General features: G+C 62.8%; 22 protein-coding genes and 1 pseudogene. 11 read left to right on the top strand and 12 right to left on the bottom strand.

What is annotated here, in order from left to right; translation table 11 throughout:
- Positions 1-35: 35 nt before the first annotated feature.
- The 4 genes from JGU72_RS21010 to JGU72_RS20995 are packed head-to-tail and all read right to left on the bottom strand — an operon-like array spanning position 36 to position 4,279.
- Entirely contained in the window at positions 36-926 is an 891-nt protein-coding gene (locus JGU72_RS21010; RefSeq protein ID WP_199685979.1) for a carbohydrate ABC transporter permease, read from the bottom strand.
- A complete protein-coding gene (locus JGU72_RS21005; protein ID WP_199685978.1) occupies positions 926-1,894 on the bottom strand; it encodes a carbohydrate ABC transporter permease in 969 nt (322 codons plus the stop codon). The genes JGU72_RS21010 and JGU72_RS21005 overlap by 1 nt, the downstream gene beginning before the upstream one ends.
- Positions 1,891-3,213, bottom strand: a complete 1,323-nt coding sequence (locus JGU72_RS21000; RefSeq protein ID WP_233532816.1) for an ABC transporter substrate-binding protein — start codon at positions 3,211-3,213, stop codon at positions 1,891-1,893. The genes JGU72_RS21005 and JGU72_RS21000 overlap by 4 nt, the downstream gene beginning before the upstream one ends.
- 46 nt (positions 3,214-3,259) lie before the next feature.
- On the bottom strand, positions 3,260-4,279 hold the full coding sequence (locus JGU72_RS20995; protein WP_233532815.1) for a sugar-binding transcriptional regulator: 1,020 nt from the start codon (positions 4,277-4,279) through the stop codon (positions 3,260-3,262).
- Between the two features lie 126 nt (positions 4,280-4,405).
- Here JGU72_RS20995 and JGU72_RS20990 point away from each other — a divergent pair, with 126 nt between their 5' ends.
- The gene (locus JGU72_RS20990) at positions 4,406-5,407 is read left to right on the top strand and encodes an NAD(P)-dependent alcohol dehydrogenase (protein WP_199686125.1); all 1,002 of its coding nucleotides are present in this window, start codon (positions 4,406-4,408) and stop codon (positions 5,405-5,407) included.
- The gene (locus JGU72_RS20985) at positions 5,404-6,825 is read left to right on the top strand and encodes a mannitol dehydrogenase family protein (RefSeq protein ID WP_199685975.1); all 1,422 of its coding nucleotides are present in this window, start codon (positions 5,404-5,406) and stop codon (positions 6,823-6,825) included. The genes JGU72_RS20990 and JGU72_RS20985 overlap by 4 nt, the downstream gene beginning before the upstream one ends.
- A 35-nt stretch (positions 6,826-6,860) precedes the next feature.
- Here the strand turns inward: JGU72_RS20985 and JGU72_RS20980 are convergent, their stop codons facing one another.
- Positions 6,861-7,082: a hypothetical protein gene (locus JGU72_RS20980; protein ID WP_199685974.1), complete on the bottom strand. Its 222-nt coding sequence runs from the start codon at positions 7,080-7,082 to the stop codon at positions 6,861-6,863.
- 70 nt (positions 7,083-7,152) lie between these two features.
- Here JGU72_RS20980 and JGU72_RS20975 point away from each other — a divergent pair, with 70 nt between their 5' ends.
- The 5 genes from JGU72_RS20975 (at position 7,153) to JGU72_RS20955 (ending at position 11,036) form a co-directional block, all read left to right on the top strand.
- Positions 7,153-7,560 carry a PPOX class F420-dependent oxidoreductase gene (locus tag JGU72_RS20975; protein ID WP_199685973.1) on the top strand — a complete coding sequence of 136 codons (408 nt, stop codon included), beginning with the start codon at positions 7,153-7,155 and terminating at the stop codon, positions 7,558-7,560.
- A gap of 171 nt (positions 7,561-7,731) precedes the next feature.
- Positions 7,732-8,346, top strand: coding sequence for a dihydrofolate reductase family protein (locus JGU72_RS20970; protein WP_199685972.1), 615 nt, complete (start codon positions 7,732-7,734; stop codon positions 8,344-8,346).
- Between the two features lie 25 nt (positions 8,347-8,371).
- Positions 8,372-8,713 (top strand): YciI family protein, encoded by a 342-nt coding sequence (locus tag JGU72_RS20965; protein WP_199685971.1) that lies wholly within the window; start codon positions 8,372-8,374, stop codon positions 8,711-8,713.
- Positions 8,710-9,948, top strand: a complete 1,239-nt coding sequence (locus tag JGU72_RS20960; protein WP_199685970.1) for an RNA polymerase sigma factor — start codon at positions 8,710-8,712, stop codon at positions 9,946-9,948. Before JGU72_RS20965 ends, JGU72_RS20960 begins: the two co-directional genes overlap by 4 nt.
- A gap of 44 nt (positions 9,949-9,992) precedes the next feature.
- Positions 9,993-11,036, top strand: a complete 1,044-nt coding sequence (locus JGU72_RS20955; RefSeq protein ID WP_199685969.1) for a cyclase family protein — start codon at positions 9,993-9,995, stop codon at positions 11,034-11,036.
- Between the two features lie 24 nt (positions 11,037-11,060).
- Here the strand turns inward: JGU72_RS20955 and JGU72_RS20950 are convergent, their stop codons facing one another.
- The gene (locus JGU72_RS20950; RefSeq protein ID WP_199685968.1) at positions 11,061-13,394 is read right to left on the bottom strand and encodes an FHA domain-containing protein; all 2,334 of its coding nucleotides are present in this window, start codon (positions 13,392-13,394) and stop codon (positions 11,061-11,063) included.
- A gap of 789 nt (positions 13,395-14,183) precedes the next feature.
- Between JGU72_RS20950 and JGU72_RS20945 the strand changes: the two genes are divergently transcribed.
- From JGU72_RS20945 to JGU72_RS31305, 4 genes are all read left to right on the top strand, one after another.
- On the top strand, positions 14,184-14,591 hold the full coding sequence (locus tag JGU72_RS20945; RefSeq protein WP_199685967.1) for a hypothetical protein: 408 nt from the start codon (positions 14,184-14,186) through the stop codon (positions 14,589-14,591).
- The gene (locus JGU72_RS20940) at positions 14,588-15,475 is read left to right on the top strand and encodes an alpha/beta fold hydrolase (protein WP_199685966.1); all 888 of its coding nucleotides are present in this window, start codon (positions 14,588-14,590) and stop codon (positions 15,473-15,475) included. Before JGU72_RS20945 ends, JGU72_RS20940 begins: the two co-directional genes overlap by 4 nt.
- A gap of 222 nt (positions 15,476-15,697) precedes the next feature.
- On the top strand, positions 15,698-16,024 hold the full coding sequence (locus JGU72_RS20935) for a PaaI family thioesterase (RefSeq protein WP_233532720.1): 327 nt from the start codon (positions 15,698-15,700) through the stop codon (positions 16,022-16,024).
- Between the two features lie 46 nt (positions 16,025-16,070).
- Positions 16,071-16,808: an IclR family transcriptional regulator gene (locus tag JGU72_RS31305; protein WP_199685964.1), complete on the top strand. Its 738-nt coding sequence runs from the start codon at positions 16,071-16,073 to the stop codon at positions 16,806-16,808.
- 1 nt (position 16,809) lies between these two features.
- Here the strand turns inward: JGU72_RS31305 and JGU72_RS20925 are convergent, their stop codons facing one another.
- From JGU72_RS20925 to JGU72_RS20900, 6 genes and pseudogenes are all read right to left on the bottom strand, one after another.
- Positions 16,810-17,121 (bottom strand): GNAT family N-acetyltransferase, encoded by a 312-nt coding sequence (locus JGU72_RS20925; RefSeq protein ID WP_199685963.1) that lies wholly within the window; start codon positions 17,119-17,121, stop codon positions 16,810-16,812.
- A gap of 12 nt (positions 17,122-17,133) precedes the next feature.
- Entirely contained in the window at positions 17,134-18,570 is a 1,437-nt protein-coding gene (locus tag JGU72_RS20920) for an aldehyde dehydrogenase family protein (RefSeq protein WP_199685962.1), read from the bottom strand.
- Positions 18,567-19,079: a MaoC family dehydratase gene (locus JGU72_RS20915; RefSeq protein WP_199685961.1), complete on the bottom strand. Its 513-nt coding sequence runs from the start codon at positions 19,077-19,079 to the stop codon at positions 18,567-18,569. Before JGU72_RS20915 ends, JGU72_RS20920 begins: the two co-directional genes overlap by 4 nt.
- 15 nt (positions 19,080-19,094) lie before the next feature.
- Positions 19,095-20,066 (bottom strand): HpcH/HpaI aldolase/citrate lyase family protein, encoded by a 972-nt coding sequence (locus JGU72_RS20910; RefSeq protein ID WP_199685960.1) that lies wholly within the window; start codon positions 20,064-20,066, stop codon positions 19,095-19,097.
- On the bottom strand, positions 20,059-21,267 hold the full coding sequence (locus JGU72_RS20905) for a CaiB/BaiF CoA transferase family protein (RefSeq protein WP_199685959.1): 1,209 nt from the start codon (positions 21,265-21,267) through the stop codon (positions 20,059-20,061). Before JGU72_RS20905 ends, JGU72_RS20910 begins: the two co-directional genes overlap by 8 nt.
- A pseudogene (locus JGU72_RS20900) lies at positions 21,264-22,453 on the bottom strand (acyl-CoA dehydrogenase family protein). Before JGU72_RS20900 ends, JGU72_RS20905 begins: the two are co-directional and overlap by 4 nt.
- Positions 22,454-22,775 lie beyond the last annotated feature (322 nt).

The following is a 22,775-nucleotide window of genomic DNA, read 5'->3' as shown; positions in this document are numbered from 1 at the left end:
CTTTCAAAGCTTTTCGGGATTGGGGAGGCGAAGATTTACTTGATGGCGCCGAAGGACAGTCCGCGAACCAGCTTGTTCTGCGCGACCCAGCCGGCAAGCACGACCGGCAGCGCGGCCATCGTCGCCGCCGCGCAGAGCTTGGCCCAGTACAAGCCCTCGCCGGCGATGAACCCGACGAGGAACACAGGCATGGTCTGTGCCTGGACAGCGGTCAGGTTGACCGCGAAGAAGAATTCGTTCCACGCGAAGATCACGCAGATCAACGCGGTCGCCGCGATGCCCGGCGACACCAGCGGCAGAATGACCTCGCGCACCGCACGCCACAGGCTGGCACCGTCCAGGCTCGCGGCCTCGAGCAACTCCCCCGGCACTTCGAGGAAGAAGGACCGCATCATCCACACCGCGATCGGCAGGTTCATCGAGGTGTAGAGGACGATCAAGGCCCAGATATTGTCCAGCAGTCCGATATTGGAGACGATCACGTAGAGCGGGATGATCGCCGCGACGATCGGCAGCATCTTGGTGCTCATGAAGAAGAACAGAGCATCCTGTGTCTTGCGGACCGGCCGTAGTGACAGCGCGAACGCTGCCGGCACGCCGAGCGCGAGTACCAGGATGGTCGAAACCGACGTTGCGAAGAGCGAATTCAGCAGCCCGGTGCCGACACCCTGGTCGAACACCGCTCTGAATCCTTCGAGCGTCGGCTTGAAGAAGAACTTCGGCGTCGTGGTGTAGGCGTCGACCTCCTGCTTGAAAGCGGTCAGCACCATCCAGAAGACTGGGAAGAAAAACATGAGGCCAACGACCCAGGCCACAAGGCCCCACGGATCGAACTTGCGGTGCTTGCGCTTCCGCTTCGCGACCGTCTGGCCGGCGCCGGGAGAAGTCGTTGTGGCAGTGCGTGTCTCAGGAGTCGAAGTACTCATCAGGCGGCCTCTTCCTTGCCGGTGAACGATTTGAAGATCAAGCGCAGCGCGAAGCTGGCGATAACCATGGTGAAGATGACGACGATGACGCCCATTGCCGCCGCCTGGCCGATATCGAAGCCCAGGAACGCGCGCTGGTAGATGTAGAAGGGCAGGTTGGCGCTCGCGGTACCGGGTCCGCCCTGAGTCATCATGTAAATCGCGTCGAATGTGTTGACGAGGTAGATCGCGCCGAGCACCGTGCCGAGTTCGATGAATCGGCGCAGGTGCGGGAGTGTCAGCTCACGGAAGAGTTGCAACGATCCTGCTCCGTCGACCCGGCCGGCTTCGAGCTGGTCGCGTGGCATCGATTGCAGGCCGGCCAGGATGAGCAACATCATGAACGGGGTCCACTGCCACACCAGCGCGATCATCACCGAGGAGAGTGGGAATCGGCTCACCCAGTCGACGTTGTCGACACCGAACGGTGAGAGCACCCAGTTGACGATGCCGAAGACAGGATCGAGCATCGCGGTTTTCCACATGAGCGCTCCCGCAACGGGAGTCACGAGGAACGGTGTGATGAGCAGTGTGCGGATCAGGCCACGACCGAGGAATGCGCGGTCCAGCAAGAGCGCCAGCAACAGCCCGAGTACCACCGAGATCAGAACGGTACCGACGATGAGAACGACGGTGTTCAAAGCGATCTGCCAGAACGTGCTGTCCTTGACGACGTCGATGTAGTTCTGGAGCCCGATGAACTTTCGCGAGCCCGGTCGGACGAGGTTCCAGGAGAGCGTCGAGTAGTAGAGCGTAAAGAGGAATGGGATCTGCGTGACGACGACCATGAAGATCAGGGCCGGGAGCAGCGGTCCCCGACGGCGCCACCCCTCGGCGCGAGAGACGCCTGGATCTTGCGCCTTCTTGATCCGCGCGACGTGCTCGGAGTCCTGCTCGGTGCTCGAAGCACCGCGAGCGATGGTGGTCATGAATTCTCCTGATAGGTCTTGCCGACGACCTCGGCGTATTCCTGTGCCTGTTCGAGTGCGTCCTCCACCGACTTCTGACCGGCGATTGCGGCACTGATCTGCTGGCTGACCCGCGTTCCCAGATCCTGGAATTCAGGGATCGCCAAGAACTGCACGCCCGTGTAAGGGACCGGATCGACCGTCGGATGCAGCGGATCGGCGTTTTCGATCGACTCCAGCGTCAGCGGACCGAACGCCTTGGCCGCTTCGGCGTACTCCGGAATCTCGTAGGTCGACAGCCGACTGCCAGGCGGAACCCGCTCCCAGCCGAGGGTTTCTCCGACCAGCTTCATGTACTGCTTGTCCGTCATCCACGAAATGAATTTCCATGCCGCATCCGGCTTGTCGCTACTTTCAGGGATGCCCAGCGCCCAGGTGTAGAGCCAGCCGGCGTTGTCCTTTTCGACGATCGGCGCCGGCGCATAGCCGATCTTCCCGACGACCGCGCTCGACGCGGGATCTTCGAGTACCGACACCGCTGACGTCGCGTCGTACCACATCGCGACCCGCCCCTGCGAAAGTTGCGTTGCGCACTCGCTGAATCCGCTTGTCGCAGGACCGGGTTCACCGACTTCGCGGACCAGGTCGACATAGAACTTCACTGCCGCAACGGTTTCGGGGCTCGTGAGCTGCGCGTTCCAGTCTTCGTCGAACCAGCGGCCGCCGAAGGTGTTGATCACGGTGTCCAGTGGTGCGAGCACTTCACCCCAGCCCGGCTTGCCGCGCAAGCAGATGCCGGCCATATCGGGGCTGTCGAGGCGCCTTGCCGCGTCGGCGACCTCTTGCCAAGTCGGCTTCGGCGACAACGTGATTCCCGCCTGTTCGAACAGGTCCTTGCGGTACATCAGGAACGACGACTCGCCGTAGAACGGAACGGCGTACATGTTGTCCTCGTAGGACAACGACTCCCGCAGCGATCCGATGAAGTCGTTCTCGTCATAACCGGGGGTTGCCTGTGCATACGGCGTCAGATTGACCAGCCAACCGTTCTCGGCCCATTGCGGCGTCTCGTAGTTGCTGATCATCACCACGTCGAACTCCCCACCGCCCATCGCGGTGGATGCCGTGATCTTGGCGCGCGCCTGGTTCTCGGAGAGCGTGACGAACTTCAATTCGATGCCGGGGTTTTCCTCCTCGAACTGGCTGGCCAGCTCGCGGGCGTCGGTCATCTGGCTGTTCGACACCATCGCGATGGTGATGGTGTCGCCGGACGAACCGAGCGACCCGGCGCCGGCGCAACCGGTCAGCACCAGAGTTGAGGCCACCGCGCATGCGGCCAGCCTCGGGAGTGCTTTTCGTGTTCTCTTCACACCTTCACCTCACTTGTTATTGGCTGAGTAGCCAACGGGCACAATCGATGTCACACACCAGAAGCCTGGCAAGCTTGCCCTTCAGGGCAGCCAGCGTCGCTTGATGCTTGGCAGAACCACTGGAAATCAGAATCGTTTTCGCGCAGGCGCGGACGTCCTCGAGCGGAACCGAGATGACTCGGTGTTGCAGCTCGGTTTCGACGGGAATGCCGTCGGCGTCGAAGAATCGGCCGCCGATCTCCCCCACCGCGCCCAGGGCTCCCAGCTCGTCCAGCATCCGGGTGTCGAGAAAGCTGCCCTCGAACAGCGTCGTCGAGGTCGAAACGGCACCGACGCCGAAAAGCATCAGATCGGCGGTACGCCCGGTGTCGAGCGTTCGGGACATCACCGAGTCCTGGCGCATCGACGCCACCGTCGAGGGGTCCGCATACAGGGGCGCAGGCAGTCGGATCGCCTCGGCTCGAAGTGCGTCGGCGCATCGGCGCAGGATGTAATCCGCGCCCGTCTGGTAGAGCACGGCCGACATGGCACCGTCGAGCTGAACCACTGCGCGACAATCCGCAACGCCCGGAACTACCGCACGGGCGACCGCTTCTTGCTCAGGACCCCAGGTGAAGCCCATAACATCCGCAGGACCCAACCGCCGCATGAGCAAAGCGGCAGCCGCACGGCCGACGCTGGCGAATGCCGTTGGGCCAGAGGATGCCCCGACGTCGATACCGCGGCCGGCAATCACCACCTCGGTGAGCCCGAAGCGCTTTTCCAGCTCGTGCTCTTCCTCCGCGTGCAGATCATCTCGAAGCTCGGGCGGCACAACAACTTCGATACGGACCAATCCGTTCGACTTCGCCCGCGCTACGAGCCTGCCGGCAGTCGGCCGCGAGACACCGAGTCGGACAGCAACTTCGGCCTGCGTCAGTCCGTCGACGTAGTAGAGGACCGCCGCACGCAACGCCAGCCGTAGGTCTTCCGCTGTCCGCCGGAGCGCCGGGGCCTCGGAGTTCGCGATCGACCCGGCAATCTTGCCGTCCGCCATCGATCTGGGCATCGGAGTCGCCTTCCAACCTGTCCGAGCCTGAGCAAATGCTCAGGGGTGCGTTGTTATGCTCAGTACGTTAGCATGGCAAATGTGACGCACTCAACACTTTCTCCGTCGACTCGAATGCGGGCCGCCGTGCTAACCCACACGGGGCAAATCGATATCGAGGACCGTCCTGTACCCAGTCCCGCACCCGGCGACGTACTGGTTCGCGTGTCCTCCGTGGGAGTTTGTGGATCGGATACCCACTATTTCCGCCACGGTCGCGTGGGCAGCTTCGTCGTGAAGGCACCTCTTGTGCTCGGTCACGAAGCTGCCGGAACCATCGTTGCCGTTGGCGACGGTGTATCGACCTCGCGTGTCGGACAGCGGGTCTCGATCGAACCGCAGCGCCCAAATCCCGAGAGCGCCGAAAGCCGCAGCGGCCACTACAACCTGTGCCCGCAGATGCAGTTCTACGCGACACCTCCGATCGACGGCGCACTCTGCGACTACGTGACAATCGGTGCGGCCTTCGCCCACCCGGTTCCAGACACGGTTTCCGACGAGGCAGCCGCGTTGTGTGAGCCACTGTCGGTCGGTATCGCCGCTGTCCGCAAGGCGGACGTTGCGGGCGGTTCGCGCGTACTCATCGCGGGTGCCGGCCCGATCGGCATCATGGTCGCTCAGGTCGCACGCGCATACGGCGCAACCGAAATCGTCGTCACCGACCTCGACGAGGCACGCCGAGAACGAGCGGCAGCATTCGGTGCTACCTCGGTCGTCGACCCCATGGCCCAGGACGTGTCCGGCCTGCGGGTGGACGCGTTCATCGACGCCTCCGGTGCTCCGGCCGCCGTTGCGGGCGGCATGCAGGCAGTCCGTCCCGCCGGCACAGTCGTCCTGGTCGGGTCCGGCGCCGAAACCATGTCGCTGCCAACCCAACTCATCCAGAACCGTGAACTCGTACTCACCGGGGTGTTCCGCTATGCCAACACCTGGCCGACCGCGATTGCCCTGATCCGAAGCGGGCGTGTGGATCTCGACGCTATGGTCACTGCACGGTTCCCCCTGGAGAAGGCAGCCGAAGCCCTCGACTCCGATCAGACGGCAGGAAGCGTGAAAGCGGTGGTGCAAGTCTCATGAAACTCGACAAGTCCACACTGGGACAACTCCCGATCGCCGGCCCGACCTACGACCGCGACAAGGTCGAGGTCGGCATAGTCCACTTCGGAGTCGGCGGATTTCACCGAGCCCATCAAGCGATGTACGTCGACCGTCTGCTCGAAAAGGGGCTCGCACGGGACTGGGGCATCTGCGGCGTCGGTGTGATGCCTGCCGACCGAAAGATGAAGGAGGTCATGGAGAGTCAGGACGGGCTCTATACCCTGATCTTGCAGAACCCGGACGGTAGTCGAGACGCCAGGGTGATCGGCTCGATAGTCGACTACCGCTACGCACCCGACGACGCGGAAGCCGTCATCGAACTGCTGGCGGCGCCGACCACCCGCATCATCTCCCTGACCATCACCGAGGGCGGCTACAACATCGACGTGCCCGCAGCCGAAGACCGGGAAAACGTCTTCCAATTGGTCGTGGAAGCCCTTGCGCGGCGTCGCGACCGCGGTGTCGCCTCGCCGACCATAGTGTCCTGCGACAACATCGAAGGAAACGGTCACGTCGCGCGGGAGGCCTTCATCGCCTATGCCGAGCGGATCGATTCCGATCTCGCCGAGTGGATCGGAAACCATACGAAGTTCCCCAACTCGATGGTGGACAGGATCACTCCGGTGACGACGCCAGAAGTCATCGCGGACCTCGGGAAGGAATTCGGCGTCGAGGACCAGTGGCCCGTGGTTGCGGAGCCGTTCACCTCATGGGTTCTGGAGGACGACTTCTCCGATGGCCGACCGCCTTTCGAGGAGAGCGGCGTGCTGTTGGTCGACGACGTGACGCCGTACGAGTTGATGAAGCTGCGACTGCTCAACGCCAGTCATCAGAGTCTCTGCTACTTCGCCTACCTCGCCGGGTACCGACTTGTTCACGACGCTGCCCACGACCCGCTGTTCGCCGAATTCCTTCTCGCATATATGGATTCCGAGGCGACACCGACCCTGAAGCCGGTGCCCGGCATCTCGCTACCGGAGTACAAGCAGACGCTGATAGAGCGCTTCGCCAATCCCGGCGTACGGGACACGATCGCGCGATTGTGCGCCGACTCGTCGGACCGAATTCCGAAATGGCTGCTTCCGGTGGTCCGCGCCAACCTCGACTCCGGTGAGCCCGTCCGCCTGGCCGCGGCAACGGTCGCAAGCTGGGCGCGCTACACCGAGGGGGTCGACGAGCAGGGCGAGCCGATCAAGGTCGTTGATCAGCTCGCCGAATCGCTGATTCCGATCGCTGAGTCCCAGCGGGAAAATCCGACAGCGTTCATCGAGAACACCGCCGTATTCGGCAATCTCGCGTCCGAACCCCGTTTCGTCGAGGCGTATCTCTGGGCGCTCGACTCCCTGCACCGCAGCGGCGCTCGAGCGACGTTGGAGACACTGCTGCGCAAACCCTGACTACGCAGTCGCCGGCGGCGAATTCGCCGCTGGTCCTACAGGATGCCGTGACCCCGTTCCCCGGTTTGGTAGGCCGCCCGCCATTCTTGATGATCGGGCGAGTCTGGAATCGAAACACTCGACTTCGCGACTATGCGCACCGGCCACTCCCCGTTTTCGACGCAGTGCTGCACCACCTTCGTGCGGATCCACGCCTGCTGATCGTCCGCGCTCAGGTCTACCGGGACGATCACGTCCAGATACTTCCAATCGGACATACAGTGCATTTTGCCCGAGGGTGAGCAGGTCTGCCACCAGTCGTCGCGCTCGCCGACCCATAATGGCGCCATGACGAGTTCCGAAGCATGGAAAAAGGTCGGCCGGGCAGACTATGTGTCGTTCACCAGCTATCGCAAGGACGGGAGCCCGGTCGCGACTCCGATCTGGATCGCGCCGTCCGATGACAAGCTCTATTTCTTCTCCGACACCGACGCGTACAAGGTAAAGCGTGTCCGCCGAAATCCCGAGGTCACACTGCAGCCCTGCAGTATCCGCGGGACGATCACGCCCGGGTCGCCGATCGTCGAGGGCACGGCGCGAATCCTCGAGTTCGACGACAGCCCAAGAGTTCGGAAGATCGTCAACCGCAAGTACTGGCTGATGGGGCGATTGGGCGAACTTGCCGCACGAGTTGCGCGACGCAAGGAAGCGTCGATCGCCATCGAGATTTCTCCGCGGGAACCGGTGTCGTCCTAACCCAAGGCGAGGAGCATCGAACTGGATCGGCTCCGGCCCCAAGGTCCGCGCGATGTCGTGCCGGAAAAAACTCTCAAAGAAATATAGGCGGCGATGTCGGCTCGGGCCGGTGGCGTTCGTAGAAGGGGTGAAGCAGCCCACGAGGGGCAGCGCCGAGGTAAGGAACCCCAAGTGAAACTGACGACCATGACCCAGATAACCCTCGACGGAGTCGTGCAGGGAAACGGCGGCGCATCGGAAGAGGACCGCCGGAACGGATTCGAGCGCGGCGGTTGGGCTAAGGGGGCTGGCGACGACGACACTCGGACGCTGATTGCCGAGACCTACCAGCGCGCCGACGCGTTCCTGTTCGGCCGGCGGACATACGAGCTCTTCGCCGGTGGCTGGGGAGCCGTCGAAGAAATGCGCAACCACCCCGTCGGCGTCGCACTGAACAGGTCGCCGAAGTACGTTGCGTCGACCACGCTCACCGATCCAGAATGGTCGGGCACAACAGTTCTGCCCACCGACGACCTCGCGACCGCACTCACCGAGCTCAAGGCGCAGCCGGGAGGCGAGCTACAGGTGCACGGGAGCGGCACTTTGATTCCGTGGCTGCTGGAGAACGGCCTTGTCGACGAGATGACACTGATCGTGGTTCCTGTGATTCTCGGCCAGGGCGCGCGACTTTTCCCGCAGAACGGACCGGACATTCGACTCGACCTGGTCGAGTCACGAGTCGACTCGAAGGGTGTGACGATTCAGGTCCTCCGGCCGGCCGGGCGCCCACTGTATGCAACCGTCTGACGTACACAGAGGAGATGATCGTCAGATGCAGTACTTGCTTTCCGTGATCGACGACGAGACCAACTCGGTCATCCCGGACGCCACAGAGGAACAGGCCCGCCACGCGGCGATCGACGCGTTCAACGACCGGCTCCGGACCGAGGAATACTGGGTCTTTGCCGGTGGCCTCGCCGCACCGGCGGCCGCCACCGTCGTCGACAGCCGGGGCGGCGACGCGCTGTTCACCGACGGGCCGTTCCTGGAGTCCAAGGAGTACCTCGCCGGCTTCTGGGTCATCGAGGCCCCCGACCTCGACGTGGCGCTGGAGCTCGCCGCCGATGGGTCGAAGAGCTGCAACCGCAGAGTCGAAGTGCGGCCGTTCGGGTGAACGACGTCGACGTCCGAGAGGTGGTCACCCAAGCTCACCATGAGGAGTGGGCACGGGTGGTCGCTGCTCTGACCAGGCGATTTGGCGACCTCGACAGAGCCGAAGAGGCGACTGCCGAAGCCTTCGCGACTGCAGTCGAGCGGTGGCCGACCGATGGCGTACCTCCCAACCCCGGCGCCTGGTTGACCACAACCGCCAATCGCAAAGCCATCGACCGGATCCGGCGCGAGAACAAGCGCGACGACAAACACAGGGAGGCTCTGCTCGTGTACGACGACCCGCACGAGCCTCTCGGGGCTATCGACGACGACCGGCTCAGGTTGATCTTCACCTGCTGTCACCCAGCGCTCGCGATGCAAGCGCGCGTTGCGCTGACCCTGCGCATGCTCGGCGGGTTGACCGTGCCGGAAATCGCCCGTGCCTTCCTCGTGCAGGAAAGCACCTTGGAGCAGCGGATCACCCGCGCGAAGGCCAAGATCAAGGCGGCACACATCCCTTATCGGATGCCCGCCGCCGAGGACCTCCCAGCACGCGTATCCGGCGTACTCGCCGTCCTCTTCCTCGTTTTCAACGAGGGTTACCTGGCGACCGGCCCCAACACCGACCCGCTTCGTCAGGACCTGACCGCCGAGGCGATCCGCCTCACCCGCCTGATCCGAGTTCTGTTGCCGGACAACGGTGAGGTGGCCGGGCTGCTGGCGCTGATGCTGCTCATCGAGGCGCGCCGTTCGGTCCGGCTGTCGGCCGACGGCGAACTGGTCGGCCTCGACGAGCAGGACCGTGCCGCTTGGGACCGCGCGCTGATCGCCGAAGGTCACCAGCTCGTACGCGAGCGCCTCGCCGCTGCCGCCGCCGGGGAGGCGCCCGGCCGCTATCAGATCCTCGCCGCGATCAATGCCGTGCATACATCTGCCCGCGACGTGCGCGACACCGACTGGTCGCAGGTCCTTGCCCTCTACGACCAGCTTGTCCGCGTCGACTCCTCGCCTATCGTCGCCCTGAACCGAGCGGTAGCAGCCGCTGAGCTCGACGGCCCTGAGGTGGCACTGGCCGCCGTCGACCGGCTCGCCGACAATCTGGCCGGCTATCACGCCTACCACGCCACCCGTGCCGACCTCCTGCGCCGGCTTGGCCGCAGTCAGCAGGCGCGCGCCGCGTACGACCGCGCCATCGACCTGGCGGGCAACACCGCCGAGACCGCCGCCTTGACCCGCCGGCGCGACCGACTGCCCTGACGAACCGGGTAGACGCCGCAATTCGAAAGCGGGACGATCTAGCGATGAACGAGCCAACGGACGTCGCATTCCGGCTGTCCAGACGCAGTCTTTTCGCAGGCGCAGCAGCACTGGCAATGACTGGATGTGTCAGTGACACAACAGAACCCGCCGTGGCTTCGCCCTCGACGCCGACCTCCCCCACTATCGAAATCGAAAACGATACCGACCTCGAGCGCGCACTGCCGTCGTTGTCGAATTGGGGAAGGTGGGGCCAGGACGACGAACTCGGGACGTTGAACTACATGACGCCACAGACAAGGCTCGCGGCGACGGCGTTGATTCGCACCGGACGAGTAGTGCCTTTCGCACGCGAGATCAGTTCGACGACACCCAATCTCCGCGACCTTACCTACAAGATCAAGCGCTACGACGATCCGTTGCCCGAAGAATCAGGCTGTATCGACGAAATTGGCATGACCTATCACGGCTTCGCAGTCACGCACGTGGACGCCCTGTGCCACATCTTCACGCCCGAGGGCAAACAGGGCATGTACAACGGCTTTTCTGTCGACGAGGTCACTCCGAGCGGAGCCCAGCGCCTCGGCATCGAACGGATCGGCGAGGTCGGCATCGTCGGCCGTGGTGTGCTGCTCGACGTCGCCGAGGCGCGTGGCGGTCCGCTCCAGGTCGGCTCGGTAATACGACCGGAGGACCTCGAATCCGCCGAACGTTTGCACCAGGTCCAAGTCGGAGAAGCCGACATCGTGTTCGTACGCAACGGCGGTGGCGTCGACAACACCTATCAGCGCGGGACCGGGCTACACGCCTCGTGCCTGCCATGGTTGCGCGAGCGGCGCGTATCAGTCCTCAGCAGCGATTCCGACAGCGACGTGCACCCGCCGCTAGCTGGATTCGAACGCTGGACCGAACCGATGCATATGGTCCTCATCCCCTATTTCGGCATGCCGATACTCGACAACACAGACCTCGATGCCCTCGCCGAAGCCTGTGCCGCAGAGCAGCGTTGGACGTTCTTCGTCAGCGTCAGTCCGTGGCGGTTCAAGGGTGCCACAAGCTCGCCTGTCAATCCGATGGCGATTTTTTGAGCTGGACTTCCCGGGTCGGTCTCCCTACCGGGCCTGACTTTGTTTGTTGCGGCGCAGCCGAAGTCGGCTGTAGGTGAAGACGGCAAGCACGCCGCTGATGAGCGCCAACACACCGACGCTGAGTAGCCACCACGATGCACTGTGCTGCCAGAGTGTGTCCGGCTCCGTACCCGTCGCGTTGGTGCGCAGGTCCACCGTCGATGCGGCAGCGGCGAAACCCCAGCGCGATGGGAAAAGCCACGAGAGCTGTTCGAGCACTGCGCGTCCGGTGATCGTGATCAGTCCTCCGCACATCACCAACTGCACCATGATCGTGACCACCAGCATCGGCATCACCTGCTCGTTCGAGCGGGCGACGGACGACAAGGCCAACCCGACCAGTACGCAGGTGCACGTCATCACGGCGATATCGAGGATCAGTTCGACGGGACCGGAGGGGAGCAAGCTGCCCCGACTCGGAAGTCCCTTTCCCACAAAGACGATCGAGACCATGACAATCGACTGAACGATCGCGGCGGCGCAGAACACGATGATCTTCGCCGCCAGGTATGCAGAGGGCAGCAGGCCCGCGGCGCGTTCCCGCTGGAAGATCGTGCGTTCGCCGACGAGGTCGCGGATTGTCAGCGAACAGCCCATGAAGGCTGCACCGAGGATCAGCACGACCAGAATCTGCGTGAGTTCGCCGGAGTCGTCGAGGCCCGACGGCCCGAAGCCGGTGTCGCCGGGAACGAGCACGGAAAGCCCACCGAGCACGAAGGGCAGAAGCGACAGAAACATCAGATAGCCGCGGTCCGCCCGAATCAGCCGAACCTGGCGCCGCGCAACGGTGCTCAACTGCTTCCGCGTCGACGTGTGCGCAGGACGGCCAAGTTCCCCCGGCGGGCTCGGCGGCGGCCGTTCGCCCGATACGCGACCAGCGCGATACTCGGCGAAAACGCCGTCGGGATCGGACGCCACGCGAGCGAAGATGTCCGCCCAGTCTGTGCTGCCCAGCACTGCCCCGACCTGGTCCGGTGGACCCACGTAGGCAGTCTTGCCACCGGGCGCGAGGAGCAATACCTGATCGCACATCTCGAGGTACGAGAGCGAATGTGTGACGATGACGATGACGCGCCCCGAGTCGGCGAGGCGGCGCAGCGTCGCCATGATCTGGCGGTCGAGCGCGGGGTCCAGGCCCGAGGTCGGTTCGTCGAGGATCAGCAGGGACGGTCCGGTCAGCAACTCCAGCGCGACCGACGCGCGCTTGCGCTGCCCTCCGGACAAACGATCGATCCGGGTATCGGCGTGCTCGGTGAGTTGCAACTCGCCGAGCACCGTTGCGACCACCTCTTCGCGGTCGACCCGATTGGTGTCCGGAGGCAGCCTCAACTCGGCGGCGTAACCGAGCGCCTGCCTGATGGTCAACTGCCGGTGCACAACATCGTCCTGGGGAACCAACCCGATGCGGGAGCGCAGTGCCTGGTACTCGGCATGCACACTGCGGCCGTCGAATTCGACCACGCCCTCAGTGGGTCGTTGGGAACCGGAGATGACTCCAGCAACGGTGGTCTTACCTGCGCCGGACGGGCCGATCACCGCTGTGAGGCTCTTCGGCGGCGCGGTGAAACTGATGTCCTCGAGCAAGCGCCGGCCGCCTTCGATAGTGAGTCCGACCCCTTCCACACGCAGGCCTCCGGTCGGAGTTACCGCCTGCCGCGGGACAAGTCGACCATCCTGCACGCTGAGATCCGTGTTGCCGATCGTGACGACGTCACCGTCGGACAATGGCGCGCGGGAGACCCGCGCCCCGCCGACGAATGTCCCGTTGACGCTCCCGAGGTCATCGATCTCGAGTCCGGACGGCCCGCCGTGGACGACGGCGTGCCGGCGTGAGACGAGGACGTCCCGAACGACGATGTCGTTGTCCGGCGACCGCCCCACCGTGAGCGAATCTGCGGGAATCGGATGGTCCGGCATGCGGCCCGGGACCGCAGCAGCCGAGGTTCCCGACCCGATCGTCGACTCATCCCATCGGCCGCCCACGTCCTGTCGCGTCGCATCCGGATCCTCGATCGAGATCCGCACAACGGGCCCTTTGGTGGCGTTGCCCAATCGGACTTGCACCGAATCCGTGATGGGCACCCGCTCACGGCGCTCACCGCCGACGAAGATCCCGTTCTTGCTGCCGGAGTCGACCAGCTCCCAGCCGTCATCCCACGTCAGCCGGGCGTGTTCACGCGACACCAGCGGATCGACGATCGTGATCTCGAGCTGTGGATCGCGGCCTATTCGAACGTTCCTACCAGGACCGTAGCTTGTGCGGGCGTGGTCGGTCTCGACGACCACCCGCGAATCTCCAGAGTCCACCGGGCCGTTCATCGCTACGGCCTCCCGTCAGCGTCATCGGCGTCGGATTTGAACTCCCCCATATTCGCACGCAGGTCTGCAGGTTCGCCGCACGACGGGCGCACGAGCGGTACACGAGCGAAATCGCGGAGGGTGTCGGACCGCAGCGATCGCTGTAGGCGAACTTCCGCTGTTCCACTCAGCTACGGCGCAGTTGTCGCAAGCCCACCCGGTCGCCCTGAGCACCAACATGTGTAGGGCTAGTTGGGCGTCGGTAGACACGTCGAGCTGAATAGTCTTGATCGGCGCGAGTGAGCGCAGATCATCGGAGAGGCGCCCCTGCCCAAGCCGCAGATCGAGGTTGCGAGGAAGCCGCGCCGTGTCGGCTGCAAGCACGTTGGTCTGACTCGTCGTCGAATACCAGGCACCGTCGATCCTGGTGTGCGTAGCGCGTGAACGGCCCATCGCAAGCCGGGCAGTCGAGATGCAGTAAAGGACATTGGGTGTCAGCGTTGTCCCGATCCGAGACTCGACCCTGGCCTCGGGCAGCCGCCGGAAGAAGTCCACTCCACTGACACGCCGTGACGGTCTCCACTGTGTGCTGCAGAGCCAGCCGTCGGCTCGCAGCGTGCTGCTAGTCGGTATGCCGTGCCGTTTTTCAACACTTTGATCGCGAAGCGTTGACATTATGTGACCCTGTGCACATACTAAATGGGCACGGCGTACCGATGAGCGGCACAGTTCAGAGGTAGTCGAGTAGCGCGGAACGTCTCTCGGACCGCGCGTTTGGGCACACAGTCAGCTTCCTTAGGAGGGAATGCCATGCCGCATGTGGCAACAGAGGAATTCACAGAGGCTCTGAACAGAGACCCCGAATTCATTATCGCGGCGCGCTACTGGAACGCGATCGTCCGCGTCGGACTGGGCGTGGAGACGTACATCCTCAAGTTCCGCGACGGCCGTCTAGAGTCGATGGCGCCGCCCGCGGGCGACAACTTCATGACGTTGTCCCGCAACTACGACATCGAAATCTATGCACCCGAGCACGAATGGGCGCAGTTGTTCGTGGACGTTCCACGACCGTTCTACCAGGACTTGTTCGCGGCAGTCACCAAGCACGACTTCAGGTTTGGCGGGGATATGAAGATGTTCTTCGCCTACTACGCTGCGCTGCGAAGGCTGTTCAAGCTCATGAGCTCCTACACGAAAGTCGTCGAGGAGGCGAAATGACCACCACCGTGAAGCACGACAAGGCAATCGGCCGGTATCTCTATCTGACAATCGACGACATCGAGTACCGGGTCTACTACGAAGAGAGCGGCCAAGGCATCCCCCTGCTGGTACAGCACACCGCGGGATGCGACGGCCGGCAGTACCGTCATTTGCTCGAAGATGAGGAGATCACGTCGAACTTCCGCGTAATCGCCTGGGATCTCCCGTATCACGGACGATCGCTACCTCCGCTCTCGGTGAAATGGTGGGAGCAGGATTACAACCTGACCCAGGGCTTCTTCATGAAGTTCGTTGTCGGACTCGCCGACGCGCTCGGTTGTGAAGATGCGGTCTACATGGGAAGTTCCATGGGGGGCAACCTCGCACCCGACCTGGCACTGCACTACCCAGGCAAGTTCCGCGCTGTCGTCGGTCTCGAAGCGGCGCTGCATTCACCGGGCTACTACCTCGACTACTGGTTCCACCCGGAGATCAGCAATGACGCCAAGCCTGCAGCTATGTACTCGCTGACATCCCCCACCGCTCCCGAGGTCGGCCGCCGCGAAACGACGTGGGTGTACAGCCAGGGCTCGCCGCCCGTGTTCAAGGGCGACCTGCATTACTACAGCGTCGAGCACGATCTGCGGGACACCGCAAAGGAGATCGACACCTCGAAGACGGCTGTTTACGTTCTCAACGGCGAGTACGACTTTGCGACCACGCCGGAGGAAGGCCAAGCACTCGCCGACCAGATCGACGGCGCAAAGATATTTCCGATGCCGGGACTGGGCCACTTCCCGATGAGTGAGGATCCGGCGCAGTTCTTCCGATGCATCAAGCCGGTCCTGTGGGAAATTCGCGATTCGGTGATCCCCGCGAAGGCACTTGCGGCCGCCAATTAGCGCTCACACTCACGAGCGCGCAACATCAGCCAGTGAGAGCAACTCGCGCTTTCACTGGCTGATGTGCGTCGCGCACCCTCCCCAACAGCACGGAGAGACATGGAAACGCCATGGGAAGAACTCGTCGACGACGGATTCATCGGTCTAATAGGCCCTATGCACACGAGAGTCAATTGCGGTACTAGGGAATTCGGCCTTGTCTGTCAAACGAAGCATCGCAATTTGCGGGGCGTCGTACAGGGTGGGCTTATCGTCGCATTCGCCGATCGGGCACTCGGGAGTCTCGCGCTGGAGACGACGTTGACCGAGAACATGTCGACGGTGCAACTCAATATGAGCTTCGTGATGCCGTTGCGTGTGGGCGACTTCCTCATCGCCCGACCGCGCGTCGTCCGCAGGACTGCGTCGCTCGTCTTCGCCGACACCGATCTCACCGCCGACGACCATATGATCGCGACCGCCACCGGAGTATTCAAGATCCTTGCAAGGACACCATCAGCGGCTCGCCGGATCGAGGTACTGGACAATATCGGTATACCGTGCCGATAATTGGCACAGCAAGGAAGAAAATGTCGAGGCGTGAGAGGAACGTTTCGTGCAGGGTATCGAACGTGGGTTACGGGTGTTGGAGGCAGTTGCAGAGCATCAGCCGGTGGGAGTCGGCGAGCTCTCGCGCACCCTCGGCCTACCGAAGTCCACTGTTCAGCGGACCCTGTTGGGTCTGTCGAACGCTGGCTGGATCCGCAGCGACGGAAGCGAATACACCCGCTGGAAGCTGACTTCCAGGGCGCTTGCCGTCGGCCGGCGGGGCTGGGACAAAGGTGACCTACGTGGCGTCGCTCTCGAACCGATGCGGGAACTCCGTGATTTGACGAATGAAACGATCACGCTGCAGGTCCGCGACGGTGCCGAACGTACCGTGCAGATCGAGCGCATGGACTCGCAACAAGCGGTCCGCACCTACATCAAGCTGGGCAGTAGTTGGCAATTACCGCACACGTCAGGCGGTTTGGCCATCATGTCGCGTCTGCCCGACGACGAGGTCGACCGATTGCTTGCGTCGCCCATCGAGAAGCTGACACCGCAGACCGACACCGATCCGGACTCGATCCGTCGCAAGCTTGAAGACATACGCGAAGTCGGCTACGCGGTCAGCATCAACCAGAACCGGATGGGTGTGTGTGCGATCGGCGCAGCCGTGTTGGGCGATGACGGCGGACCCATTGGTGGAGTGGGCATTTCGATGCCCGAGTCGAGATTCGACGAGCAGCGTGTGCCCTGGTGGGGCAAGCAGGTCAAGGCCACCGCACAAATCATCGAATCGCTTGTGTGACTCAGACGATCACGTCGCGGTACTCGGGATGATCGTCGACGAATTGCTGGACATGCGTGCACACCGCATTCACCTTCCAGCCGAGCGAGCGCGCGTGGTCCAACGATCCGCGGACGATATAGACGGCCATATCGGCATCGTCGTACTCGTCGGAGATGATGGTGTGCAGAAACAACATCACACGCGGCGCAGCGGTCTCGGACAGTAGCGTCCGCGAATCGACGTACCCGAGTAGTCCGACGAACCGATTACCCGGGTGCGTGAGTTCAAATCTGCTCAGCGTCTGGTTGTGGGTTACGTGCAACTGGTTCATGGCTTTTCGCTGTCAGATTCGCACCGTGACTGTCTTGAACTGGCAGTAGTGCTTGAGTGCCTCGAAGCCCTTTTCTCTGCCGAATCCGCTCATCTTGTAGCCGCCGAACGGTGTCTCCACTCCCCCGGCGAAATACTGATTGATAAAGACTTGGCCAGCTTCGAGTGCAGCGGCGACGCGATGTGCGCGCGTCAAGTCGCGAGTCCACACGCCGGCGACCAGACCATAGTCACTGTCGTTGGCAATTTCGATTGCCTCGTCGTCCGTGTCGAACTTCAGCACGGTGAGCACCGGTCCGAAGATCTCCTCTCGGGCCACCCGCATACTGTTGTCGACGTCGACAAAGATCGTCGGTTCGACGAACAGCCCTTTGCTCAGCGCGCCGGATGTCGCTGGCGCGCCGCCTGTTACGGCGCGGGCCCCTTCACGGGGACCCAACTCGAGGTAGGACTTCACCTTCTCGAACTGCCCTCTGGTGGCAAGCGAACCGATGTCCGGGTCGTCGATGCCTGGACCGATCACCGTGCTCTTTGCAAACGAAACAAGCCGTTCGACGATCTCGTCGTGAACTGAGCTGTGCACCAGCAATCGGCTTCCTGCAGAACAGATCTGGCCCGCCTTCATAGTGAACGCCGCCCACGCGCCGGCCGCAGCCTTGTCGAGGTCGGCGTCGTCGAACACGATGTCGGGTGATTTCCCGCCGAGTTCCAGCGTTAGCGGAATGAGCCTCCCGGCGGCTGCCTTCATGATCGCGCGACCCGTCTCCACCGACCCCGTGAACACGATTTTGCGCACTCCAGAATGTTCAGTGAGCGCGGCGCCGGCTTCGGCGCCGAATCCGGGAACCACGTTGAAGACGCCGGGGGGAAGCGAAGCATCTGCGGCGATGCGCGCCAGCTCCAAGCTTGTCAACGGCGTGTCTTCGGCCGGCTTGAGGACCACGGTGTTTCCCACAGCGAGCGCGGGCGCAATCGCACGCGCAGCCTGGTTGATGGGGGCGTTCCAGGGTGTTACCACGCCGACGACGCCGAACGGTTCGTTCCGCGTGTAGGACAGGTAGTCCGGACCCAGCGGAATTGTTTCGCCGTGCAGTTTGTCTGCGGCACCGCCGTAGTACTCGAAATAGCGCGCCGCGGTCTCCACGTCGACTCGCGATTGCCGCAATGTCTGACCGGTGTCGAACGTCTCCAGTCGCGCAAGCGCCTCTGCCTCTGTGCGAATTCGGCGGGCAACGTCGAGAAGTACTCGCCCGCGTGCGGCCGGAACGGAATCTCGCCAACCGGCACACGCGGCGAGCGAAGATGCGACCGCGTTATCGACGTCCTCTGACTTTGCCCGCGCCACCTCTGCGATGAGCTCTCCGGTCGCAGGATCGTGAGTGCCGAAGTACTCGCCCGCACGCGTCCGACGTTCTACGCCGTCGACGAAGGCCTCGTAGCGCTGTTTCATCGTGTTTCCTTGATCGGCACTGGACGTCCAGGCTGGTCGCCGCCCCGGACGTTGCCATAATTCCGTTTGGGAACAAGCACCTTGCGGCGAAAGATGCAGACGATCTCACCGTCTTGTTTGTAGCCCCGGGTCTCCACATTCACAATGCCCCGGTCGTCTTTCGACTTGGAGGGGGTCGTTTCGAGCACCTCGGTTTCGCCGTAGATGGTGTCACCGTGAAACGTCGGTTTGACGTGGCGCAACGACTCGATCTCGAGATTGGCGATTGCCTTTCCCGACACGTCTTCGACCGACATTCCGAGCAGCAGCGAATAAATGTAATTGCCGACCACGACGTTCTGCTTGAAATCCGTCGTCGTGCTGGCGAAATGGTTGTCCAGATGCAGCGGGTGATGATTCATCGTCAGGAGACAAAACAGGTGATCGTCGTACTCGGTCACCGTCTTTCCTGGCCAATGCTTGTAGATCTCGCCGACTTCGAATTCTTCGAAATACCTGCCGAATTGCATGATGGATAGCGCCTTTCAGGATGCGGAGTTGACAGGAACGGGCGGAGACCACGTATCGATGCGTCGCATACCCGCTGCTCGGCCCTGGTTGGAGACGACCAGGGCCATTTTGCGAGAAGCCTCGTCGATCATTTCGTCGCCGAGCATGACCGCGCCCAGTCGGCCTCCAGCTTCGGACGTGAACCACCGGTAGGCGTCGAGGATGTTCTCGGCATGGTCGTAGTCATGCTGTGTGGGATTAAATGTTTGGTTCGCTGCGGCAATTTGGCCTGGGTGCAGAACCCACTTGCCGTCGAACCCCAGAGCCGCCGACCTGCCCGCCACGACTCGAAAGCCATCGACGTTGCGGATCTGGACGTAGGGCCCGTCGATCGCTTGCAGGTCGTGAGCGCGTGCTGCCATCAGGATCCGCATCAGCGGGTAATGAAAGGCGTCCCCGATCTCGTAACCGGGTGGCTGCTCACCTATGACCAGCGATTTCATGTTGATGCTAGCCATGAAATCGGCGGGGCCGAAAATGATTGTCTCGTTGCGGGGCGAGGCGGCGGCGATCGAGTCGACGTTGATCAAGCCGGCAGCGTCTTCGATCTGCGCCTCGATACCGATTCGGCCAACCTCGAAGCCCAGGGTCTTCTCGATCTGAGTCAGCGTGAAGTCGAGCCAGTGGATCTGCGCGGCGGACTGCACCTTGGGGAGCATGATGGCGTCGAGATTCTGACCGGCACCCTCGACTACCTCGACTACATCGCGGTAGGTCCACCGCGTGGTCAGGTCGTTGACGCGCACCACGCGGATCTTCGAACCCCATCCGCCCTCGTTGAGAGCGCTGACGATGGTCTTGCGAGCCCCGGGCTTTGCCAGTGGCGCACAAGCATCCTCGAGGTCGAGGAATACCTGGTCGGCGTCCAAGCCCTTGGCCTTCTCGATCATTTTGGGACTCGACCCGGGTACCGCCAGACATGACCGGCGCGGATGTGTACTACGCATGTTCTTCTTCCTTCTGTGTTGTCACCGAAGCGAATTCGGCAAGTACTTCAGCGGTGTGCTCGCCGAGCAACGGTGCGCGACGAACTGTCGCCGGCGGGAGATCGGCGAACCTGATAGGCGTGTTGACGATGGTCACCGGTCGCGCCGATCCGGGGTGCCTGACGTCGGCGAGCATCCCGCGTGCCTTGACATGCGGGTCGGCGAAGATGTCTTCGACGTTGTTCACCGCTGCGACAGGAACGTTTCCGCCCAGTGCGGCCGTGATCTGGTGCTTCGACCGCGTCGAGGTCCATTCCGAAAGCGCCTCGCGCACCAGTTCTTGGTGGCGGGTGCGTGCGACGTTACTGCGAGTTCGTGGATCGGCAATCAGGTCGGGCCGACCGATCAGCGAGCACAGCTCGATCCAGTGACCGTCCGCAGGGGCCGCAATGCTGACCCATCCGTCCGACGCCGGTAGCACCTCGAACGGCGACAGCAGCGGATGCGTATTGCCTTGGCGCGTAGGGACAGTGCCGGTGTAGGAGTATTGATAGACCGTGCGTTCGCACATCGCGAGCATGGCGTCGTACATCGCGACATCGACGAACGAGCCGACGCCGTCTCGTTGTGCTCGATGCAACGCCGACAGCAACCCGACGACCGCGAACAGACCGGCCACAGTGTCACCGAGGCCCGGCCCGGCTTTCATGGGCGGTCCATCGGGCGAGCCTGTGACTTCCATGAGCCCGCTCAGCGCCTGGACGTTGATGTCATACGCCGGCCATTCACGCATCGGGCTCGCTCCGGTCCGCTCGTCCCCGAACCCGCGAACCGCGGTGTACACGAGCTTTGGATTGACCTCGCGCAGCTGCTCGTAGGCGAGTCCGAGTCGGTCCATCACGCCGTGGCTGTAATTCTCTACGAGCACGTCGGCGTGAATTACCATTTCCAGCAACGCGTCACGGCCTCCGATTGTCGTCAGATCGAGGACCACGCTGCGTTTATTGCGGTTGATGCTCTGGAAGTAGCCGCCGTAAGCACGCAATTCGTCATCAGGCGCGAAGGGACCTTGCTGGCGGATGAAGTCACCCCGGGGCGGCTCGATCTTGATGACGTCGGCACCCAGGTCGGCCAACACCATCGTCGCGAAGGGACCTGCGAGTACCGCCGTCAGGTCGAGAACGACGACGCCGCGCAGTGGTCCAGTGCTGTTTGTGTTCATCGTGCGGTCCGTCCGAGAAGGCGGTCGGAGATGATCTTCAGTTGGATCTCGGACGTGCCCTCGAATATTTTCGTCAAGCGCGCGTCGCGCCAATATCGCTCGACAGCGAAGTCGGCGGTATACCCTGCACCGCCATGGATTTGGAGGCCTTCGCTGGTGACGCGTTCGGACATCTCCGAGGCGATGTACTTCAGCATCGACGCCTGCAAACTGATGGGCACACCCCGGTCGACTTCGGCGCAGACGCGGTACATCAACGCCCGAGCAGCCTCGATCTCGGTGGCCATATGTGCGATCTTGAAACGAATTGCTTGGTTGTCGCCGATCGGCCGACCGAACTGAACCCGTTGGTGCGCATAGGTAATCGAGTCTTCCAACGCTCCACGCGCGAGTCCGATTGCACGCGCCGCGGTATGGATGCGCGCGGTATCCAGGTCGCCCATTGCGATCTTGAACCCATCGCCTTCGGCACCGACCAGCGCGTCCGCGTCGACGGGGGCGTTGTCGAACGACAGCTCCCACGTCTTCCAGCCGTGGTACCCGATCTGTGCACCGGTGTTCCGGACACACCCTCCGGTAGCTCACCACGACCCTTCGGCATCAGAAAGCAACTGATTCCACGCGACCGGTGCTGCAGATCGACGGGTGCCGTCCGAGCGAAGACCTGCAGATAATCGGCGCCGTCCGCGAACGTGCACCACATCTTCTGGCCGGTGATCTGCCATCCGTCGGCCGTTCGCTTCGCTCGGGTACTCAGCGCCGAAACGTCGGATCCGGCATCGGCTTCTGACAAAGCGAACGCGCTCAGGAATTCACCCGTCGCCATTCTCGGCAGATACTCACGGCGCTGCGCCTCCGAGAAGCCGGTGGTGAACTGTTGACCCCGCGCGATCAGGCTCGCAACGCTCATCCACGCCCGGGCAAGTTCTTCCACAATTAACGCGTACTCGAACACCCCCAATCCCAATCCGCCGTACTCCTCGGGAATCAGGATTCCGAAGAATCCGAGGTCTGCCATCTTGCGGCGCAGGTCCATCGGAATCTCGCCCTTGACGGGGTCTAGCGCATTGGCAACGGGCAACACCTCTTTGGCCGCGAACTCGCGGGCCATCGATTGGATCGCGAGTCGCTCTTCGGTCATATACACGTCGGCCGCCCCGACGACACGATCGTTCATTAACGTCATTACCCAACCTCCAGCTGTGCCGTTCAACGGCACACTGTGCCGTTAATGACAGTGTGCGCCTGGTTCGCGCGGAGGTCAAGCCCAGTTTCTTCCATTGGCTGATCCAGCGATGAGTGCGCATACCCTCGCTTTTGGGAGTTTGCTGCCAATATTGCGACTGCCGGATGACCAGATCGATGCCGCTCACCGGAACGCCGTGCATGCTTTCGCCGTGCGTCCCTCCGCCGTCGTCAGCGACAGACGCTTGCGCGCTACCTTCAGATGAGTTTGCCGCAGGATTGCACGACCTCGACGGCTTCGTCGGGTTCACCCAGCGGCTGTT

The organism is Antrihabitans auranticaus, from assembly GCF_016481275.1.
Taxonomy (GTDB): domain Bacteria; phylum Actinomycetota; class Actinomycetes; order Mycobacteriales; family Mycobacteriaceae; genus Antrihabitans.
Note: the sequence above shows the minus strand (reverse complement) of the source record. Positions and strands in the feature narration are given on the sequence as shown.

What these genes read in the sequence shown, in the direction of transcription:
- JGU72_RS21010 (WP_199685979.1), bottom strand. Translation starts at nt 926, where the DNA reads ATGAGTACTTCGACTCCTGAGACACGCACTGCCACAACGACTTCTCCC.
- JGU72_RS20920 (WP_199685962.1), bottom strand. Translation starts at nt 18,570, where the DNA reads ATGAAACAGCGCTACGAGGCCTTCGTCGACGGCGTAGAACGTCGGACG.
- JGU72_RS20940 (WP_199685966.1), top strand. Translation starts at nt 14,588, where the DNA reads ATGACCACCACCGTGAAGCACGACAAGGCAATCGGCCGGTATCTCTAT.
- JGU72_RS20980 (WP_199685974.1), bottom strand. Translation starts at nt 7,082, where the DNA reads ATGTCCGATTGGAAGTATCTGGACGTGATCGTCCCGGTAGACCTGAGC.
- JGU72_RS20945 (WP_199685967.1), top strand. Translation starts at nt 14,184, where the DNA reads ATGCCGCATGTGGCAACAGAGGAATTCACAGAGGCTCTGAACAGAGAC.
- JGU72_RS20985 (WP_199685975.1), top strand. Translation starts at nt 5,404, where the DNA reads ATGAAACTCGACAAGTCCACACTGGGACAACTCCCGATCGCCGGCCCG.
- JGU72_RS20905 (WP_199685959.1), bottom strand. Translation starts at nt 21,267, where the DNA reads ATGAACACAAACAGCACTGGACCACTGCGCGGCGTCGTCGTTCTCGAC.
- JGU72_RS20910 (WP_199685960.1), bottom strand. Translation starts at nt 20,066, where the DNA reads ATGCGTAGTACACATCCGCGCCGGTCATGTCTGGCGGTACCCGGGTCG.
- JGU72_RS20995 (WP_233532815.1), bottom strand. Translation starts at nt 4,279, where the DNA reads ATGGCGGACGGCAAGATTGCCGGGTCGATCGCGAACTCCGAGGCCCCG.
- JGU72_RS20915 (WP_199685961.1), bottom strand. Translation starts at nt 19,079, where the DNA reads ATGCAATTCGGCAGGTATTTCGAAGAATTCGAAGTCGGCGAGATCTAC.
- JGU72_RS20965 (WP_199685971.1), top strand. Translation starts at nt 8,372, where the DNA reads ATGCAGTACTTGCTTTCCGTGATCGACGACGAGACCAACTCGGTCATC.
- JGU72_RS20990 (WP_199686125.1), top strand. Translation starts at nt 4,406, where the DNA reads ATGCGGGCCGCCGTGCTAACCCACACGGGGCAAATCGATATCGAGGAC.
- JGU72_RS20955 (WP_199685969.1), top strand. Translation starts at nt 9,993, where the DNA reads ATGAACGAGCCAACGGACGTCGCATTCCGGCTGTCCAGACGCAGTCTT.
- JGU72_RS20950 (WP_199685968.1), bottom strand. Translation starts at nt 13,394, where the DNA reads ATGAACGGCCCGGTGGACTCTGGAGATTCGCGGGTGGTCGTCGAGACC.
- JGU72_RS20975 (WP_199685973.1), top strand. Translation starts at nt 7,153, where the DNA reads ATGACGAGTTCCGAAGCATGGAAAAAGGTCGGCCGGGCAGACTATGTG.
- JGU72_RS20925 (WP_199685963.1), bottom strand. Translation starts at nt 17,121, where the DNA reads ATGAACCAGTTGCACGTAACCCACAACCAGACGCTGAGCAGATTTGAA.
- JGU72_RS21005 (WP_199685978.1), bottom strand. Translation starts at nt 1,894, where the DNA reads ATGACCACCATCGCTCGCGGTGCTTCGAGCACCGAGCAGGACTCCGAG.